Origin of the sequence: Bacillus sp. FSL E2-0195 (assembly GCF_038003645.1) — a bacterium.
Classification (GTDB): Bacteria; Bacillota; Bacilli; order Bacillales; family Bacillaceae_G; genus Bacillus_A; species Bacillus_A mycoides.
Window position 1 is genome coordinate 3,794,539 of the sequence record NZ_JBBOPN010000001.1, and the last position, 18,190, is coordinate 3,812,728.

The 18,190-nt window shown below is 38.2% G+C and carries 17 protein-coding genes; 3 read left to right on the top strand and 14 right to left on the bottom strand.

Features of this window, described 5'->3' with window-relative positions:
* Positions 1 to 23 precede the first annotated feature (23 nt).
* The 3 genes from MHH59_RS19400 to MHH59_RS19410 form a co-directional block, all read right to left on the bottom strand.
* Positions 24 to 365, bottom strand: a complete 342-nt coding sequence (locus MHH59_RS19400) for a YoqO family protein (protein WP_340852142.1) — start codon at positions 363 to 365, stop codon at positions 24 to 26.
* A gap of 152 nt (positions 366 to 517) precedes the next feature.
* Positions 518 to 1,648, bottom strand: a complete 1,131-nt coding sequence (locus tag MHH59_RS19405) for an RNA-guided endonuclease InsQ/TnpB family protein (protein ID WP_002128841.1) — start codon at positions 1,646 to 1,648, stop codon at positions 518 to 520.
* 707 nt (positions 1,649 to 2,355) lie between these two features.
* Positions 2,356 to 2,721: a YoqO family protein gene (locus MHH59_RS19410; RefSeq protein WP_340852143.1), complete on the bottom strand. Its 366-nt coding sequence runs from the start codon at positions 2,719 to 2,721 to the stop codon at positions 2,356 to 2,358.
* 164 nt (positions 2,722 to 2,885) lie between these two features.
* Between MHH59_RS19410 and MHH59_RS19415 the strand changes: the two genes are divergently transcribed.
* From MHH59_RS19415 to MHH59_RS19425, 3 genes are all read left to right on the top strand, one after another.
* On the top strand, positions 2,886 to 4,271 hold the full coding sequence (locus tag MHH59_RS19415) for a hypothetical protein (protein WP_002014700.1): 1,386 nt from the start codon (positions 2,886 to 2,888) through the stop codon (positions 4,269 to 4,271).
* Positions 4,272 to 4,437: 166 nt separating this feature from the next.
* Positions 4,438 to 4,692 (top strand): YbeF family protein, encoded by a 255-nt coding sequence (locus tag MHH59_RS19420; protein ID WP_002014701.1) that lies wholly within the window; start codon positions 4,438 to 4,440, stop codon positions 4,690 to 4,692.
* A gap of 22 nt (positions 4,693 to 4,714) precedes the next feature.
* On the top strand, positions 4,715 to 5,392 hold the full coding sequence (locus MHH59_RS19425; RefSeq protein WP_340852146.1) for an HAD family hydrolase: 678 nt from the start codon (positions 4,715 to 4,717) through the stop codon (positions 5,390 to 5,392).
* 42 nt (positions 5,393 to 5,434) lie between these two features.
* On the opposite strand, the gene pyrE is transcribed toward MHH59_RS19425, so the two are convergent.
* The 11 genes from pyrE to MHH59_RS19480 all read right to left on the bottom strand — a co-directional run bounded on the left by pyrE (position 5,435) and on the right by MHH59_RS19480 (position 18,190).
* The gene (gene pyrE, locus MHH59_RS19430; RefSeq protein ID WP_000711455.1) at positions 5,435 to 6,067 is read right to left on the bottom strand and encodes an orotate phosphoribosyltransferase; all 633 of its coding nucleotides are present in this window, start codon (positions 6,065 to 6,067) and stop codon (positions 5,435 to 5,437) included.
* Positions 6,064 to 6,780 carry an orotidine-5'-phosphate decarboxylase gene (gene pyrF / locus MHH59_RS19435; RefSeq protein ID WP_340852148.1) on the bottom strand — a complete coding sequence of 239 codons (717 nt, stop codon included), beginning with the start codon at positions 6,778 to 6,780 and terminating at the stop codon, positions 6,064 to 6,066. The genes pyrE and pyrF overlap by 4 nt, the downstream gene beginning before the upstream one ends.
* Positions 6,765 to 7,694 (bottom strand): dihydroorotate oxidase B catalytic subunit, encoded by a 930-nt coding sequence (gene pyrD, locus MHH59_RS19440; RefSeq protein ID WP_002088238.1) that lies wholly within the window; start codon positions 7,692 to 7,694, stop codon positions 6,765 to 6,767. The genes pyrF and pyrD overlap by 16 nt, the downstream gene beginning before the upstream one ends.
* On the bottom strand, positions 7,691 to 8,470 hold the full coding sequence (pyrK, locus tag MHH59_RS19445) for a dihydroorotate oxidase B electron transfer subunit (RefSeq protein ID WP_002088239.1): 780 nt from the start codon (positions 8,468 to 8,470) through the stop codon (positions 7,691 to 7,693). Before pyrK ends, pyrD begins: the two co-directional genes overlap by 4 nt.
* The gene (carB, locus tag MHH59_RS19450) at positions 8,467 to 11,685 is read right to left on the bottom strand and encodes a carbamoyl-phosphate synthase large subunit (protein WP_201056867.1); all 3,219 of its coding nucleotides are present in this window, start codon (positions 11,683 to 11,685) and stop codon (positions 8,467 to 8,469) included. Before carB ends, pyrK begins: the two co-directional genes overlap by 4 nt.
* The gene (locus tag MHH59_RS19455; protein ID WP_002111416.1) at positions 11,670 to 12,767 is read right to left on the bottom strand and encodes a carbamoyl phosphate synthase small subunit; all 1,098 of its coding nucleotides are present in this window, start codon (positions 12,765 to 12,767) and stop codon (positions 11,670 to 11,672) included. The genes carB and MHH59_RS19455 overlap by 16 nt, the downstream gene beginning before the upstream one ends.
* Entirely contained in the window at positions 12,764 to 14,050 is a 1,287-nt protein-coding gene (pyrC, locus tag MHH59_RS19460) for a dihydroorotase (RefSeq protein WP_002088243.1), read from the bottom strand. The genes MHH59_RS19455 and pyrC overlap by 4 nt, the downstream gene beginning before the upstream one ends.
* Positions 14,034 to 14,948 carry an aspartate carbamoyltransferase gene (pyrB, locus tag MHH59_RS19465; protein ID WP_340852149.1) on the bottom strand — a complete coding sequence of 305 codons (915 nt, stop codon included), beginning with the start codon at positions 14,946 to 14,948 and terminating at the stop codon, positions 14,034 to 14,036. Before pyrB ends, pyrC begins: the two co-directional genes overlap by 17 nt.
* 147 nt (positions 14,949 to 15,095) lie before the next feature.
* Positions 15,096 to 16,388 (bottom strand): uracil permease, encoded by a 1,293-nt coding sequence (gene uraA / locus MHH59_RS19470; protein WP_340852151.1) that lies wholly within the window; start codon positions 16,386 to 16,388, stop codon positions 15,096 to 15,098.
* Between the two features lie 146 nt (positions 16,389 to 16,534).
* Positions 16,535 to 17,077: a bifunctional pyrimidine operon transcriptional regulator/uracil phosphoribosyltransferase gene (gene pyrR, locus MHH59_RS19475; RefSeq protein ID WP_001156489.1), complete on the bottom strand. Its 543-nt coding sequence runs from the start codon at positions 17,075 to 17,077 to the stop codon at positions 16,535 to 16,537.
* A gap of 204 nt (positions 17,078 to 17,281) precedes the next feature.
* Complete coding sequence (locus MHH59_RS19480; protein WP_002128848.1) at positions 17,282 to 18,190, bottom strand: RluA family pseudouridine synthase; 909 nt, start codon at positions 18,188 to 18,190, stop codon at positions 17,282 to 17,284.

The window sequence follows — 18,190 nt, forward strand, 5'->3', positions numbered from 1 at the left end:
ACCGAATAAGGTGGCATTTTCTTTTATTCATTAGCGAATAGCTTTTCGTTTACTTTTTTAGCGATTACCGCTACCGACATTAATATACATATTAAATATAGCAATTTCGCAATAAATAACCACCCTTGAAACATTACAATTCCATCTATTATCTCATTTCCTTTCAATAACAAAAACGGAATTGTGCTAATTATAAAGACAAACTCGATGCTGAAAACAATTTTCTTTTTTCGGCTATATGCTTTCCATTCCTTCCAGCGATACATAGGTGCAAAAATCAATACTCCTATACATAATATAACTGGCACCCATTCACTTTTAAGAAATTGCCCTGAAATAACTGATAATAGTAAACAAACGAGCACACCATAATACCGATACGATAAACTTAACTAAATCTATGCAATTCAATCAAATTTACACAAGTTAGTGCTTCATCGTGTTCTCGCAACCCCGAAGGGACGAGGGGTATAACACTCCACACGAGGCAGTATCGTTACCTCCTATTATCAAGCTTTTATTTTACCCATCTTGATAAATTTATCGAAGCATTTAAATCTCTATCATGATGGCTATTGCACCCAACACAACGCCACTCACGTATTTTTAAACTCCACTGTCCTTCTGGTTGAACTGAATGGTCGTATTTTACTCCGCAACATGAGCAAATCTTGCTTGAGGCGAACCATTTATCAGCTTTTACATACTCAATGCCATACTTCTCGCACTTGTATGACAAACATTGAAAGAAGAAGTTTAATTTTTGAAATAAAAATGCTTTCGATAGTTTTTTGTTTTTTAACAGGTTTGAGATAGGTAAGTCTTCCACAACAATTCTCATTGGTTTGGTTTTCACCAATTTAGCTGTTGCTTGATGGATATGGTTATTTCGGATATTCGTAATTTTCCTAGATAACCGCAGGTGCTCAGTTTTAGCTTTTTCATATCCGGCAGATTGAATTTTTACACCTTTTTTAAATCTCCTAGACATATCTCTTTGCGCTGACTTTTTCCTTTTCAAAAGTTTTTTAACCTTAGCATCTTTGTTTATATTTCGTTCTTTCGTACCATTAGAAGCTACAAACAGCTCTTTTAAACCAACATCCACACCAATCGACTCATTGGTTAGTTCTTGAGATTCAAAATCTTCTTGGAACCCTACACTAATCCACCAGTGACGACCATCAAATGTAACTCTTGGATTGGATGGTTTTTTGTTTCTTGGTAGTTGTTGGCTTGTTTTCACTTCTCCAATGGACTGAATATGAACTACTTTCTTTCCTATAATCAGTCTTTCATAATTGGCATAAAATCCTTGGATTAAATCTTTTTTAGATTTATAAGAAGTGTGATAACCATTTTTGTACTTTTTGAACGAATGTTTCCTCGCCGTATCAAAATCTTTTGAAGCCTGTTTGGGAACTTGTGCGTTGATGTCATTTAACCACTCATATCTCTTTCGCTTCTTGATCTTTGTAAATCGTTTCTGTAAAGCTAACTGTGAAACAGATTTTCCAAATAGCTTATAATATCTATCACTCATTCTTTTACAATAGTTATAAGCGAATCTTGCAGCACCAGCATGGTTTCTAAGCACTTTTTCTTGTTCAGGCGTTGGAATCAGTCTAACTTTCTTCGCCAATATCATCAGAAGCCTACTCCTTTACTGTGCGATTATTCGAGCACTCACCTTTTAGATAACGAAAGATTGATCCTTCTGAATAGTAGCGTGTTCCATCAGCATTCTCCTAAGACTACTAGGATACAAACCTGTTAATTCCGATACTTGACTAACTCGTGAAAATTTCATTATTATTCTCACCTCATTGAACCTAACACAGAACGTACGTTCGATATTTTCAATAAAGTTTGATAGATTCAATAAAATTTATCTTGTTCAACTAAGGGCGCAATTCCTTAGCCAGTTCTCTTATGAACTTCTCATGTTTTCACATGAGCGCAGACTATATGTTATCTACTTAAAGATAGAGGATTTTTTCACCACCATAGGCTTGTGATGTACTCTCGTCAGTTATACGAGATAGTCGTTGAACGTTCATCTTATCCATTTTGACTTAGATGATTCGAGGCGGAAGACCCATTGTTCTAATGTTTAGGATTTAACCTTGCACGATCTGATTGATTTTTTCTGCTTTCGCGACATTCACGCTCGCTATTTCTAGCCACGTTGTAGTTCAATCAGCTTTAGGGATTGCCCGCAGTTAACCCTCACTACTAGCCAATCACTTGACTAGCAGGGCTTACTGATATATTTAATTAACTTTGGTTATAATTGGTTAAATAAATCGTAACAGTTAGTTACCCTATTTTCTCTCTCATTCGTACTCCCCCATTCTACTTCTTCTTTAATATGTAACTTGCTATACTTATAACAATTCTTAGCAAAATAACAACTACAATTACAAGATAAAGAGCTTTTGCAGACGACAACCATTGTTGAAAAATAGACATTTTCTCCATTTGCTTCTGACCTTCTATTAAAATAAAACCTACGACAAACAAACTAACAACAATGATACCTATCATAATTCCAATACTTTTCTTGCTATATTGTTTCATATCATCCCAGTTATATAAAAGTACAAATACAAACCCGAAAACAGGTATGATACTGATCCATTCATTGTTTGTGAACAGATTTAAAATGATTAATAGACTACAAGAGAGGATGAATCCCCAAAATCCAATTTGTTTGCGCATATGCCCCCTCAAATTCCATTTTTAGGCTTAATTGTATTATAACATCCATTTACTATTCTTACCATTACAGTACATGAAATTTCACTTTTTCTTTTTCCTATACTCACATACTTTCACTGCTTTCATACAATAAACTACACGAATGCCTAAAGGATGTGAATGTTATGGGAGTTGAATTAACGCTGTTGCATACTCTCTATATTCTTTGTTTACTCACTATTATTACCTTTTTTATTCTCCGGAAAGATACGACGATTATTTGTATCGTTTTTATCTTTTTATTAGCATTAACCGCTACAAGCTCTATCCCTCTTGCTATTAGCGGTATTTTTCACAGTTTCATTTACGCCATTACTGAGCTATTACCAACTATATTAATCATCTCCATTATCGTATCAATGAGCAATCTACTCGTTCATACCGGCATAAATGATACGATGATTTCACCATTTACAAAAATGATTCGTACACCTACCCTCGCCTATTGGATTATCGGACTTTTAATGATGACAATTTCTTTCTTCTTTTGGCCTTCTCCAGCTGTCGCCTTAATGGGGGCTATTTTATTACCCGTCGCTGTACGCGTTGGCCTTCCGCCAATTGGTGTTGCCATTGCTATGAACTTATTCGGACACGGCATCGCCTTATCTGGTGACTTCGTAATTCAAGGTGCACCGAAATTAACTGCAGACGCTGCTGGTCTTCCTGTTTCCAGCGTTGTTTCAGCCAGTGTTCCCCTCGTTATTGTTATGGGTATTGTAACAACTTCCGTTGCATTTTTCTTCTTACGAAAAGAATTTCATATAGGCTTATCTATACAAGAATCTACTCCATCAACTGAGTCTTCTAAAACGCTCACTTCATTATCTCCTCAGACAAAAAAATGGCTCGCTATTTGTATTCCGATCGTATATGCCATAGATATTCTTTGCATGATTCAATTTAAACTACAAGGAAGCGACGCAACTGCACTTATCGGCGGGACGACTGTTATTATGATTATCATCATTTCTCTCATCGCCTACAAAGGTAATGGACTAAATAAAACGACCGATTATTTTATAGAAGGGCTCCAATTTGGATTTAAAATCTTTGGTCCAGTTATCCCAATTGCTGCACTCTTTTATTTAGGAGATAGCGGCTTTGTGAAAATTATCGGGGACTATTTACCGAAAGGTTCACATGGAATCATTAACGACTTAGGAATCGCCTTATCTCAAACTGTTCCTTTAAACCAATATGTATCGGCAGGAACATTAACTATTGTTGGTGTCATAACAGGCTTAGATGGATCTGGCTTTTCCGGTATATCACTTGCTGGTTCGATTGCCAATCTTTTCGGAACAGCACTTGGGCATGGAACAGCTACATTAACAGCACTCGGGCAAATTGCAGCAATCTGGACCGGGGGCGGGACTTTAATTCCTTGGGCGCTTATTCCTGCCGCTGCGATATGCAAAGTAGATCCGTTTGAGCTTGCACGCCGAAACTTTTTACCGGTTGTGATTGGCTTAATCGTCACCACTATCGTTGCGATGTTTATTCTATAACGTAAGCAAGTGTTCTCTTGCTTACGTTTTTTATTGTGAAATCCATCATTTATTACTGACTTTCAAAAGGGGTTATTTATATGTTAGCGAAGTTATATTAGGAGAGTATTTATTTCAAAACGTTTACGAGCAACAGATTACCTCAATTAGAAAAGGGGACATAACTATGAATGAATTGATTTTCGTCTTATTAATTTGTCCATTACTTATCTTTATCGTTTCTGTTATTGGAACACGTAGAACGAAAACGTATTACGTAATGCCGATTGTAACGTTTGCTAGTTTTTTAATAATAGGTGTTTTCGCCTTTACCCCAAAGTTTTTCTTTTGGATTGGTATGTACAGCATCTTCTCATTTATTGTTTCTTATATGACTCTCTTGTTTGTGAGAGGATATGAAGTTGTAGAAAACGCTAAGTAGTTACTAGTAAGGAGATTTTACTATGATTTTCTTTGATATCGATGGAACTTTACTTGATTACGACACTGCTGAGAAAAATGGTATCTCACATTTCTTCCAAAAGTATAATGATATTTTCTCAGGAAACGAATTAGAGGCTACGAAACTATGGCATGAATTATCCGAACAATATTTCAATAAATTTTTATCCAAAGAATTATCTTTTCAAGACCAACAAAGGTTGCGAATGTCTCATTTATTTAAAGTATATGAAGTAAACTTATCACTCGAGGAATCTCAGCACAGATTTAATCAATATATAGAACTATATAAGAAGAACTGGACCACGTTTGAAGATGTCCTCTATACATTGCAAACTTTGCAGCAAAGAGGATACTCGTTAGGTATCATTAGTAATGGTGACTATGAACAACAAATCGAAAAATTAAGAGCTCTAAACATTCTACAATATTTCAAATATATTTTTACTTCTAGTGAAATTGGTATATCGAAACCAGACCCTGAAATATTTCACAGAGCCGTATTACAATCGAATCTTGAAATGCAAGACTGCTATTATATTGGCGATCGATTAGAAACTGATGCAATTAGTAGTACAGCAGCTGGAATGCAAGGGATATGGTTAAATCGGGATAACTCGCAACTCAAGTGCGCTGTTCCTACTATATGTTCTTTACATGAATTTTTAACAATGATATAAAAAAAACGACCGCGTTTCCCCCCGCAGTCGTCTTTTTTCGTATTACGCTGTAACCCAAGCTTCGTCAGCTGGATTTTTACGCCACTCTTGTAATTTTTTCGTTTCAGCTTGTCCGATCATACCTTTTTCTGCTGCAACTTCAGTTAATGCACTGTAATCACTTAAAGAATATGATGCTACGTTTGCTGCTTCTAGTTTCTCTTTTCCTGACTCAAGCTCGTACGTGAAGATTGATACGATTCCTAATACTTCACAGCCAGCTTCGCGAAGTGCTTCTACACATGTAATTGCACTACCGCCAGTTGAAATTAAGTCTTCTACTACTACTACTTTTTGACCTTTTTCAGCTTTTCCTTCGATTTGGTTCCCTTTACCGTGACCTTTTGCTTTACTACGTACGTAGCACATTGGTAAATCCATACGATCGCTTACCCATGCAGCGTGCGCAATACCAGCAGTTGCTGTTCCTGCAATAACTTCTACAGTTGGGAAGTGCTCTTTAATTAACTCTTCTAATCCAGCTGCAATCGCTTGGCGTACTTTTGGATAAGATAAAGTTAAACGATTATCACAATAAATTGGTGATTTCATACCAGAAGACCAAGTAAATGGATCATTCGGTTGTAAAAATACTGCTCCAATTTCTAATAAATGCGATGCGATTTCTTTTTTCATACTGTTACACCTTCCCACTGTTGTTTTACTGTTTTATACGCTTCAAGCGGATTTTCTGCTTTTGTAATACTACGTCCAACTACGATGTAGCTTGAGCCAAGTTCCCTCGCACGTTTCGGTGTTGCTACGCGCACCTGGTCATTTACATCATCGCTTGCAAGACGAATCCCCGGTGTTACTGTTACAAATTCATTTCCGCATACTTCACGTAATTTTGGTACTTCAAGTGTTGAACAAACAACGCCATCAAGTCCACTTTCTTTCGTTAATTTTGCATAATGAGCAACCGCTTCTTCTAACGTTTTCTCAATACCAATCTCTTTTTTCATCATAGCTTCCGAAGTGCTTGTTAGTTGTGTAACTGCAATACAAATCGGTCTCTCTTTTCCTTCTTGCTTACCTTCCTCTAATCCCTCAATCGCAGCTTTCATCATACTACTTCCCCCAGCAGCATGAACATTTACCATATCTACATCTAGACTAGCTAGGCTACGCATAGCGCTTTTTACCGTATTCGGAATATCATGAAGTTTTAAATCTAGAAAAATCTTATGTCCTTTTTCTTTTAAGTGCGTAATAATTGCAGGACCCTCTTTGTAAAATAACTCCATACCCACTTTGACAAATAACTCTTCCCCTTCAAAGTGGTGTAAGAATTGTTCTACCTCTTGTTTCCCTGGAAAATCTAGTGCAACGATTAACGACTGTGACATGTTTGCTTCCAGCTCCTTCCTTGACATTCCGAAATATGATCAAATCCTAATTCATCTAGTAATGCTGGTAATTCTTCAATAATTGTCGGACATACGAACGGATCGATAAAGTTCGCCGTTCCAACTGCGACCGCGCTTGCGCCCGCATAGAAGAATTCAATTACATCTTCCGCTGTTTCAATACCACCCATTCCGATGATCGGAATGTTAACCGCTTGACTTACTTCATGTACCATACGAATTGCTACTGGCTTAATCGCAGGCCCTGATAGTCCGCCCGTACGGTTTGCTAAAATTGGTTTTGCAGTTTTTAAATCTAGACGCATACCAAGCAATGTATTAATCATCGTTAAACCGTCCGCACCCGCATTTTCAATTGCTTTTGCAATTTCCACAATGTTTGCCACGTTCGGTGACAATTTCACATATACCGGTACTTCAGAAACCTCTTTTACTCGCTTCGTTAAATCAGCAGCAATTTCAGGATTTGTACCAAAAGCGATACCACCCGTTTTTACGTTTGGACAAGAAATATTTAATTCTAGCGCATGAACATTAGGTGCCTTTGAAATCGCCTTCGCAACCGCTACGTAATCCTCAGCTTGTGAACCCGCAACGTTTGCAATAATCGGAAGATCAAATTGCTCGAGAAAAGGTAATTCAGAATTCATTACCTTTTCTAATCCAGGATTTTGAAGCCCGATTGCATTTAGCATTCCGCCTGGTGTTTCAGCAACACGAGGCGTTGGGTTTCCATAACGAGGTTGTTCTGTTGTCGCTTTAATCATAATTGATCCAAGTACACTTAAATCATAGAACTGTGCATACTCACGACCAAATCCGAAGCAACCAGATGCTGGGATGATTGGATTTTTTAATGATAACCCTGGTAATTCAACTTGCAATCTGTTCATAGTACAACCTCCCCGATTGGAAATACTGGTCCGTCGCTACACACCTTCTTGTAAGAATGCCCACTCGGATCTGCTTGCAAATGGCATACACATGCGAAACATGCTCCGATACCACAGCCCATACGTTCTTCTAATGAAATGTAGGCTTTTCTCTCCTTATAGCGTCCTTCTAATGCACGAAGCATCGCTAAAGGTCCACATGAGTAGAGAATGTCAAAGTCAATTCCATAGCTATCGATTACATCTGTTACAAACCCTTTTGTACCATGTGTACCATCAACTGTTGCAACATACGTATCACCAAGTTCTGCGAATTTCTCTTCATAGAAGACAACATCTTTCGTTTGGAAACCTAAGATGTGAATAACGCGTACTCCTTTTGCTACAAGACGCTGTGACAATTCATATAGTGGTGGTACACCAATTCCCCCACCAACTAATAGAGCCGTTTGTCCAGATTCCGCTTCTTCTACAGGAAATCCATGACCAAGTGGTCCTAACACATCTACAAGTTCACCTTGTTTTCTTTTCGCTAATGTTTTTGTCCCTTGTCCTTCCGCACGATATAGCATTGTAAATTCGTTCTTGTCTTGATCGACATTACAAATACTAATTGGGCGGCGCAGAAGAGGCGTAATGCCCTCTGCTACCTTAATGTGTACAAACTGCCCTGGATCGTTCATTTGCTGCACTAAATCCCCTTGAAGCACTAATTCGTAAATGTTTTTTGCGATTTCTTTTTGGTTAACGACGATCATATTTTGCTTTTGCATCATGCATGTACCACCTCGTGACGCTTCGTTTGCGTAATTTCTTTCATTGAATGAGCTGAGAATGTCATAGATTCTAATACTCTCAAGATTGCTCTCGTTGTATCAAGTGATGTTAAGCAAGCCACACCATTTTCTACTGATTCACGGCGAATGCGGAAACCATCACGCGCTGGCTGTTTTCCTTTTGTTAATGTATTGATTACAAACTGCGCTTTCCCTTGACGGATAATATCAAGTAAGTTGTAGTCTTCAGAATCAATTTTGTTTACAACTTGCACCGGAATGTTTTGTTCTGTTAGCGATTGTGCTGTTCCTGCTGTTGCTAATAAGTTATAGCCGATTTCATGGAAGCGTTTTGCAATTTCCAGCGCTTCTTCTTTATCTTTATCCGCTACAGTGATGATTACTGATCCGTGCGTTGGAATGTTAATTCCTGAAGCAACAAGTCCTTTATATAATGCTTTTTCAAGCGTTAAATCTTTACCCATTACTTCCCCTGTTGATTTCATTTCAGGCCCTAATGTTGTATCAACTGAGCGTAGTTTCGCAAATGAGAATACCGGTGCTTTTACATACACTTCCTTCTCTTCTGGGTGATAGCCAGTTCCATATCCTTGTTCTACAAGGTTTTGACCTAAAATAACTTTCGTTGCGATATTTGCCATCGGTACGCCTGTAATTTTACTTAAGAATGGTACTGTACGGCTCGCACGTGGATTTACTTCAATTACATACACTTCATCTTTGAATACTACAAACTGAATGTTTAGTAATCCAACAATGTTTAAACCTTTTCCAAGCCCAATTGTATGTTCAATAATTTGTTCTTTTAGTTTTTCAGATAAGCTCTGTGGTGGATATACTCCAATTGAATCCCCAGAGTGAACTCCAGCGCGTTCGATATGTTCCATAATACCTGGAATGAATACATTCTCACCGTCTGAAATTGCATCTACTTCAATTTCTTTACCAACCATATAACGGTCGATTAATACTGGGTGATCTGCGTGAACTTTAACCGCATTTTTCATGTAGTGCAGTAATTCTTCTTGACGATATACGATTTCCATCGCACGTCCACCTAGTACGTAAGATGGTCTTACTAATACTGGGTAACCAATTTTGTCAGCGATCGCTACTGCTTGCTCTACAGTCGTTGCTGTTTTACCAACTGGTTGCGGGATACCAAGCTTTGTTAAAGCTGCTTCAAACTTATCACGATCTTCTGCACGGTCTAAATCTTCAAGTGATGTTCCTAAGATTTTTACACCGTGTGCTTCTAATTTAGCCGCTAAGTTAATTGCCGTTTGTCCACCGAATTGGACGATAACACCTTCTGGCTTTTCTAAATCGATAATGTGCATTACATCTTCGATTGTTAATGGTTCAAAGTATAATTTGTCAGAAATACTGAAGTCTGTTGAAACTGTTTCTGGGTTGTTATTAACAATGATTGCCTCATATCCAGCTTCTTTTATTGCCCATACAGAGTGAACTGTTGCATAATCAAACTCAACACCTTGACCAATACGGATTGGACCAGATCCTAGTACAACTACACTCTTACGATCTGTTACAATCGATTCATTCTCGTCACCATATGTGCTGTAGTAGTATGGTGTTGCAGATTCAAACTCTGCCGCACAAGTATCTACCATCTTATAAACAGGAGTCATATTGCTTTCTTTACGCATATCGTAAATTTCACGCTCTGTTTTGTTCCAAGCATTGGCGATGTAATGGTCACTGAAGCCCATTTCTTTAGCAGATTGTAACACTTCCATATTTCCTACATTCGCTTTTACTTCGCGTTCCATGTTTACGATATTTTCAATTTTTTGTAAGAAGAAGAAGTCCATTTCACACCATTCGTTGATTTCTTCTTTCGTTACACCTTGACGGATTGCTTCTGCTACAACGAACAGACGCTCGTCATCAGCTTTTATAATACGCTTTTTCATCGTTTCTTTATCAAGCTCTTTTAAGTGGTCTAACTCTAGGTGATAAACGCCAAGCTCTAAAGAACGAATCGCTTTTAATAATGATTGTTCTAAGTTACGTCCGATTGACATAACTTCACCAGTTGCCTTCATTTGTGTACCAAGTGTTCTGTTTGCTGATTCAAACTTATCAAATGGCCAACGTGGAATTTTTGAAACAACATAGTCTAATGCTGGCTCGAAGCAAGCATATGTTTTTTGTGTTACTGGGTTTACAATTTCATCTAATGTTAAACCGACTGCAATTTTCGCCGCTAGCTTCGCAATTGGATATCCAGTTGCTTTAGATGCTAGTGCAGACGAACGACTCACACGCGGGTTTACTTCGATTACATAGTATTGGAAGCTATGTGGATCAAGTGCAAGCTGAACGTTACATCCACCTTCAATTCCTAATGCACGAATAATTCTTAATGAAGTGTTTCGTAACATTTGATACTCACGGTCACTTAATGTTTGGCTCGGTGCTACAACGATAGAATCACCTGTGTGAACCCCAACCGGATCGATATTTTCCATGTTACATACTACAATCGCGTTATCATTCGAATCACGCATTACTTCATATTCAATTTCCTTACAACCGGCAATACTCTTTTCTAATAAACATTGTGTTACTGGACTATGTTTTAATCCACCTGATACGATTTCAATTAGTTCTTCTTCATTATTACAGATTCCGCCACCTGTTCCCCCCATTGTAAATGCTGGGCGAACAATAACTGGATAACCAATTTCTTTTACAAATTCATGTGCTTCTTCCAGCGTATGAATAATCGTGCTAGATGGAATTGGTTCATTTAATTCCTGCATTAATGTACGGAATAAATCACGATCCTCGGCTTGCTCGATTGCTGATAATTTTGTTCCTAAAATTTCAACTCCGCACTCTTCAAGTATGCCTGATTTCGCAAGTTCAACAGCCATGTTTAGGCCTGTTTGACCACCTAATGTTGGTAGAAGTGCATCTGGACGTTCTTTACGAATTATACGGCTTACGAATTCTAATGTTAATGGTTCTATATATACTTTATCTGCTGTTGCAGTATCTGTCATAATTGTTGCTGGGTTAGAGTTAACAAGGATTACTTTGTAACCTTCTTCTCTAAGAGATTGACAAGCTTGTGTACCAGAGTAATCAAACTCTGCTGCTTGCCCAATTACAATTGGTCCTGATCCGATTACTAAAATTGTGTTAATGTCTAGGCGTTTTGGCATAACTCTTCCCCTTCTTTCTTGAAGTTTTCAATCATTGCTAAGAAATCTTCGAATAAATCATTTGCATCTTCTGGTCCTGCAGAAGCTTCTGGATGGTATTGCACTGTAAATGCTGGGAACTTCGTATGACGAAGACCTTCTACTGTTCCATCATTTAAAGCAACATGTGTAATTTCCAGTTCTGTATTTCCAACTGATTCTTCTTCTACTGCGTAACCATGGTTTTGAGATGTAATTGCTACTTTTCCAGTTGCAAGATTTTTTACTGGATGATTTAAACCACGGTGACCGAATTTTAACTTACTTGTATTCGCACCAGATGCCAGGGCGAACAATTGATGTCCTAGGCAAATTCCGAATAAAGGAACTTTACCAATAATTTCTTTTAACATTTCAATTGCTTCTGGTACATCTTTTGGGTCCCCAGGTCCATTACTTAACATAATTCCATCTGGGCTAAGGCGTAGAATTTCTTCTGCTGTTGTATTGTAAGGTACAACAATTACATCACAATCACGCTTATTTAATTCTCGTAAAATACCATGTTTCATTCCGAAGTCTACAAGTACAACTCGGTGTCCACGGCCTGGACTTGGATATGGATCTTTTGTTGATACGCGTTTCACATGATCTGTAAAGACAGTTGCTTTCAATTGGCTAACGATGTCCTCTACATCCACATCCATATTGCAAAGACGTCCGCGTAAAGTTCCATATTGACGAATTTTTCTTGTTAATTTTCTCGTATCAATTCCTGCTAATCCTGGGATATTTCTTTCTTTCAAGTAATCATTTAGCGAAATTTCATTACGGAAGTTTGATGGGTGATCACAAATTTCGTTTACGATTAAACCATTTACAGATGGGTGAATTGATTCAAAATCATCACGGTTAATGCCGTAGTTTCCGATTAATGGATACGTAAATGTTACGATTTGACCGCAGTATGATGGATCAGATAAAGTTTCTTGATATCCAGTCATCCCAGTTGTAAATACAACCTCACCTGACTTTTCTATTTCTCCTCCGAAACCTTTTCCAATTAATACTGTTCCATCTTCTAAGATAAGTTGTCTTTTCATACTAATGCACTCTCCTTTTGCCATGCGATCTTACCACCAACGATTGTCATAACCGGCCAACCTTGGCATTTCCAACCTGCGAATGGTGTGTTTTTTCCTTTTGATAAGAATGTTGTTGGATCAATTTCTTCTTCTTGTTCTAAATCGATAATTGTAATATCAGCTGTTCTACCTTCTGTTAGGCGCCCTGCTTCTAAACCGAATGTGTCAGCTGGTTTTTCTGTTAAGAATTGAATCAGTTGCTCTAATGTAATGATTCCTTTTTTCACAAGGTTCGTATATAAAAGCGGGAATGCTGTTTCAAAACCAGTAATTCCGAACGGTGCTCTTTCAATCCCTTGCGCTTTCTCTTCTGCAGTATGCGGTGCATGGTCAGTTGCGATCATATCAATTGTTCCATCTAATAGTCCTTCAATTAACGCTGCATGATCTTCTTTTCCTCGAAGCGGTGGATTCATTTTAAAGTTAGGATCAGCCGATGGGATATCATCTTCACATAATACTAAGTGATGCGGTGTTACTTCTGCTGTCACCTTAATTCCAGCACGTTTCGCGTCACGGATTACACGTACAGATCCTTTTGTACTTACATGACATACGTGGTAGTGACAATTTGCAGCTTCCGCAAGTAAGATGTCCCGAGCAATATGTACGGATTCACATACTGATGGGATACCGTTTAATCCGTGTTTCTCAGAAAACTTCCCTTCATGTACACATCCTTTATTAATAAGTGTGTTCTCTTCACAGTGTGCAACAACTGCCATATTTAATTTCGATGCACGCTTCATTGCAGCTAACATCATGCTTGCATCTTGCACGCCTACGCCATCATCAGTGAAAGCAAACGCTCCAAGTTCTTTTAACGTTTCAAAATCGGTCATTTCAGAACCTGCTTGACGTACTGTAATTGCTCCATATGGTAATACATTTACATGTGCTTTTTCTTTAATACGCTTTTGCAGGTCTTCCATATGTTCTTTACAATCTGGTACTGGGCGTGTGTTTGGCATTGCGCAAATTGTAGTAAATCCACCTTTTGCTGCTGCAAGTGTTCCTGTTTCAATTGTTTCTTTATGTTCACCACCTGGTTCACGAAGATGAACGTGTACATCTACTAATCCAGGTGCGATTAACTTTCCATTTACATCGATTACTTCAGCATTATCTGCCGTAATATTTTCTGCTACCTTCGCAATTTTACCGTCTTGTACGAGAAGATCTGTTGCTACGATTGTTCCTTCTGCATTCATATAACGACCATTTTTAAACAAATAATTCATGTTTCATTCCTCCTAATACATTTGGTAATGCGCGTTTTAGTACAGCCATTCTTACGTAGACCCCGTTTTCCATTTGCTTGAATATGCGTGAGCGTTCACACTCGACAAGTTCACTCGCAATTTCAACATCACGGTTTACAGGGGCTGGATGCATAATAATGCTTCCTTCTTTCATACGTTTTTCCCTTTCAACTGTTAACCCATGTTGCTCGTGATACTCTTTCATAATGTCTGTTTCATAATGGTCATGACGCTCATGTTGTACACGAAGTAACATCATCACATCCACTTCTGGAACAAGTTCATCTAAACTCTTGTACGTTCCAAATGTGTTCTCTTCATCTTTCCACTCTTCTGGGCTTGCAAAGTAAATTGTCGCGCCCAGTTTCGTTAATGCTTCTGCATTAGAACGTGCTACTCGGCTATGACGAACATCCCCAACTATTGCAATCTTCAAACCTTCAAATCTTCCAAACTCTTGTTTAATTGTTAGAAGATCGAGTAGACATTGCGTTGGATGATTTCCACATCCATCTCCAGCGTTCAAGATTGGGATATTCACCTGATCTTTTAATTCATCGAAGTAACGATCTTGCTCATGGCGGATGACTATCGCTTTTGTTCCGATTGATTCTAGTGTTCTTATCGTATCGTATAAAGTTTCTCCTTTTTGTACGCTAGATGCATCTGCGGAAAAGTCTAATACTTCAAGTCCTAATCTCTTCTCAGCAACTTCAAAGCTAAATCTCGTCCTCGTACTATTCTCAAAGAACAAGTTCGCAACAAATGTTTGCTCTGTCGTTTTTCTCTCTTTTCCATTCGCGAAATCTTCTGCGTCTTTTAGGATTTCTGAAATTTCTTGTTCCGATAATTCACTCATCGTTAACAAATGGCTCATCGTCATCCCTCATCTTTCTGTTTTTTATGATAACACCATTGAATTTATATAACAATAACTGTATAAAAATACCCTAGTCTTTGAGACTAGGGTGCGTTAAAGTAGCCACCCTTTTCTATCTCACAGGACTGAATTAAAAGGTTATTTTTATGAAGCAATCTGCTTAGATTGTTTTGTTTTATTTGTTTGTTTTGTCTCTGGTAGTAGTAGATTTAATAGTACACCTACAATTGCTGCTAACGCCATTCCTTCTACTTGGAACGATTCACCTACGTGCAGTACCGCTCCGCCAATACCGATTACTAGTATAACTGATGCAATCATTAAGTTTCGTTTGTCACCTAAGTCTGTTTTATCGTCTACCATCATACGTAAACCACTTGATGCGATTACACCGAAGAGTAAGATTGATACACCACCCATAACTGGTGTTGGAATCGAATGAATCAGTGCTGAAATCTTCCCGATAAATCCAAACATGATTGCGAACACTGCTGAACCGATGAATAAGTATACACTGTATGCTCTCGTAATTGCTAGCACACCGATGTTTTCACCGTACGTTGTATTCGGTGGTCCTCCTATTAGTGATGCGATCAATGTTGCTATCCCATCACCGAAGATTGAACGATGTAAACCTGGTTTTTCAATTAAATCTCTTTTAATAACATTTCCAAGTACAATTTGATGTCCGATATGTTCTGAAATTGTTACAAGTGCAACTGGCACCATTAAGAGTACAATTTTCCATGAAAACTCCGGAGTATATGTTACAAACGGTACTGTGAAGTCTGGTATGACAAACCATTTTGCCTCAGCTACTGACTTTAAATCTACTAGCCCTTGGAAGTAAGCGAATATATACCCGCCGATGATTCCAAGTAGCACTGGTATGATACTGAAAAATCCTCTCCCGAATATGGAGCAAATGATTGTAATTGCTAATGTTACTAATGCTACTGAAAAGTGTGTAATGCTATACTTACCATCCGCACCGTTCATCGCCATGTTCACTGCTGTATGTGCTAAAGATAAACCGATTACCATTACGACTGGCCCAACTACGATTGGCGGAAGTAATTTCATAATCCATTCTGACCCAGATTTCTTAATTCCGAGTGAGATTAAGATGTAAACAAGTCCCGCAAGCATTCCTCCAAGCATCGCTGCTCCAGGTCCACCTGCTGTTTTCGCTGTAATAATTGGTGCAATAAAGGCGAATGATGATCCTAAATATGCTGGTACTTGACCTTTCGTTATTAGAAGAAACGCTAGCGTTCCTAATCCACTTGATATTAAAGCTACTGATGGATTCAGTCCTGTTAAAAACGGAACAAGCACTGTTGATCCAAACATCGCGAACAAATGTTGTATACTTAATAATAACCATTTTCCCGGTTTCGGTACTTCATGAATGTCTAACACTGGCTTTTGCTCCATTGTTACATCCTCCTTCAGTTTTAATTTTTGCAATAAAAAAACTCTTTGTGCCTGTGCACAAAGAGTCCTACACTTTCGTATGCCAAATTTGACATATGAAAGCCAAGACCCTTTGGCAGCCTCACAGGACTACATTTAAAAGGGCTTTACTTATCGTATATGCTTACTCGATCTTGTTGATCTGTCTCTTGCAAATCAACTTCGATACGCTCTTCACTAGATGTTGGAATGTTCTTTCCTACATAATCAGCGCGAATTGGTAATTCACGATGACCTCTATCAACAAGAACAGCCAATTGGATTTGTGATGGTCTACCTAAATCCATAAGAGCATCCATTGCTGCTCGAACTGTTCTACCTGTATATAACACATCATCCACAAGGATAACTTTTTTCTTCGTAATATCTACAGGAATATCAGAACCTTTTACAAGTGGTTCTTTATGTTTCGATTGTAGTGTTAAATCATCACGATATAACGTAATATCTAACTCTCCTACTTCCATCTCTTTTCCTTCAATTTGACCAATTCGTTCTGCCAAACGTTGTGCAATAAAAATTCCACGTGTTTTTATTCCGACAAGAACACAATTATCGACACCTTTATTTCGTTCCACGATTTCATGACTAATTCGTGTTAAAGCGCGGCGAATCATTTGGTCATCTAAAACGACAGCTTTCTCTTGCATGCTCTACACCTCCAAGCTTTTTTTCTTGCGTGAGAGTAATGGTATAAAAAAAGTCCTCTCAGCGTGTGCGAGAGGACTTTTGAAAAAAGGGTACAACATACCCTAAGTATTTCAAACCGTTACCTTCTCAACCTCACGGGGCTGTGTTAAAGGATCATTATTTAACTGTTGTCAGTATCTCAGTTTTCTTATGATTTGTCAATACTATTTCCGTAAAACATTTAGCGCTTCTTCAAACACTTCTGGAATCGGTGCCTCAAACTCAATATATTCACCAGTACGAGGGTGATCGAAACCTAAAATCCCTGCATGAAGTGCTTGTCCATTCATATCTAATGTTTTCTTCGGACCATACTTTGGATCTCCTGCAAGTGGATAACCAATATATTTCATATGAACACGAATTTGGTGTGTACGTCCCGTTTCTAAGCGGCATTCTACAAGTGTGAAATCCTTAAATCGCTCTAACACTTGGAAATGTGTAACTGCATTCTTACCATTTTCATCAACAGTCATACTTTGACGTTCTTTTTTATCACGACCAATTGGAGCGTCAATTATTCCTTTATCATGTGGAATTACACCATGTACAATCGCTTTATAACGTCTTGTTACCGTTTTTGCTACAAGTTGATTTACAAGTGATTCATGCGCCATATCATTTTTAGCAACCATTAATAATCCAGATGTATCCTTATCAATACGGTGTACTATACCAGGACGCATTACACCGTTAATACCTGATAGGTCTGTACAATGATGCATAAGTCCGTTTACAAGCGTACCCTTCGTATGCCCTGGTGCTGGATGTACTACCATGCCACGCGGCTTATTTACAACTAGTACATCGGCATCTTCATAATAAACTTCTAAATTCATATCTTCCGGTTGAATATCTAACTCTTCTGGCTCGGGAATTGTTACTGTAATTTCATCATTTCCTTTTACTTTATAATTCCCTTTAACTGATTTCCCATTTACTGTCACAACAGCATCTTTAATCCATTGCTGCACTTGTGAACGTGACCATTCACTGTTTATTTCTGCAACGAATTTATCAATTCGCTCGCTTTTTTGTTCTTCTGCAACTGTTACTTGTACTACTTCACTCAT

Excerpts from the sequence above, each read along its gene's own strand:
- MHH59_RS19405 (WP_002128841.1), bottom strand. The coding sequence starts at position 1,648 with ATGATATTGGCGAAGAAAGTTAGACTGATTCCAACGCCTGAACAAGAA.
- MHH59_RS19410 (WP_340852143.1), bottom strand. The coding sequence starts at position 2,721 with ATGCGCAAACAAATTGGATTTTGGGGATTCATCCTCTCTTGTAGTCTA.
- MHH59_RS19415 (WP_002014700.1), top strand. The coding sequence starts at position 2,886 with ATGGGAGTTGAATTAACGCTGTTGCATACTCTCTATATTCTTTGTTTA.
- MHH59_RS19420 (WP_002014701.1), top strand. The coding sequence starts at position 4,438 with ATGAATGAATTGATTTTCGTCTTATTAATTTGTCCATTACTTATCTTT.
- MHH59_RS19425 (WP_340852146.1), top strand. The coding sequence starts at position 4,715 with ATGATTTTCTTTGATATCGATGGAACTTTACTTGATTACGACACTGCT.
- pyrE (WP_000711455.1), bottom strand. The coding sequence starts at position 6,067 with ATGAAAAAAGAAATCGCATCGCATTTATTAGAAATTGGAGCAGTATTT.
- pyrF (WP_340852148.1), bottom strand. The coding sequence starts at position 6,780 with ATGTCACAGTCGTTAATCGTTGCACTAGATTTTCCAGGGAAACAAGAG.
- pyrD (WP_002088238.1), bottom strand. The coding sequence starts at position 7,694 with ATGAACAGATTGCAAGTTGAATTACCAGGGTTATCATTAAAAAATCCA.
- pyrK (WP_002088239.1), bottom strand. The coding sequence starts at position 8,470 with ATGATGCAAAAGCAAAATATGATCGTCGTTAACCAAAAAGAAATCGCA.
- carB (WP_201056867.1), bottom strand. The coding sequence starts at position 11,685 with ATGCCAAAACGCCTAGACATTAACACAATTTTAGTAATCGGATCAGGA.
- MHH59_RS19455 (WP_002111416.1), bottom strand. The coding sequence starts at position 12,767 with ATGAAAAGACAACTTATCTTAGAAGATGGAACAGTATTAATTGGAAAA.
- pyrC (WP_002088243.1), bottom strand. The coding sequence starts at position 14,050 with ATGAATTATTTGTTTAAAAATGGTCGTTATATGAATGCAGAAGGAACA.
- pyrB (WP_340852149.1), bottom strand. The coding sequence starts at position 14,948 with ATGAGCCATTTGTTAACGATGAGTGAATTATCGGAACAAGAAATTTCA.
- uraA (WP_340852151.1), bottom strand. The coding sequence starts at position 16,388 with ATGGAGCAAAAGCCAGTGTTAGACATTCATGAAGTACCGAAACCGGGA.
- pyrR (WP_001156489.1), bottom strand. The coding sequence starts at position 17,077 with ATGCAAGAGAAAGCTGTCGTTTTAGATGACCAAATGATTCGCCGCGCT.
- MHH59_RS19480 (WP_002128848.1), bottom strand. The coding sequence starts at position 18,190 with ATGAGTGAAGTAGTACAAGTAACAGTTGCAGAAGAACAAAAAAGCGAG.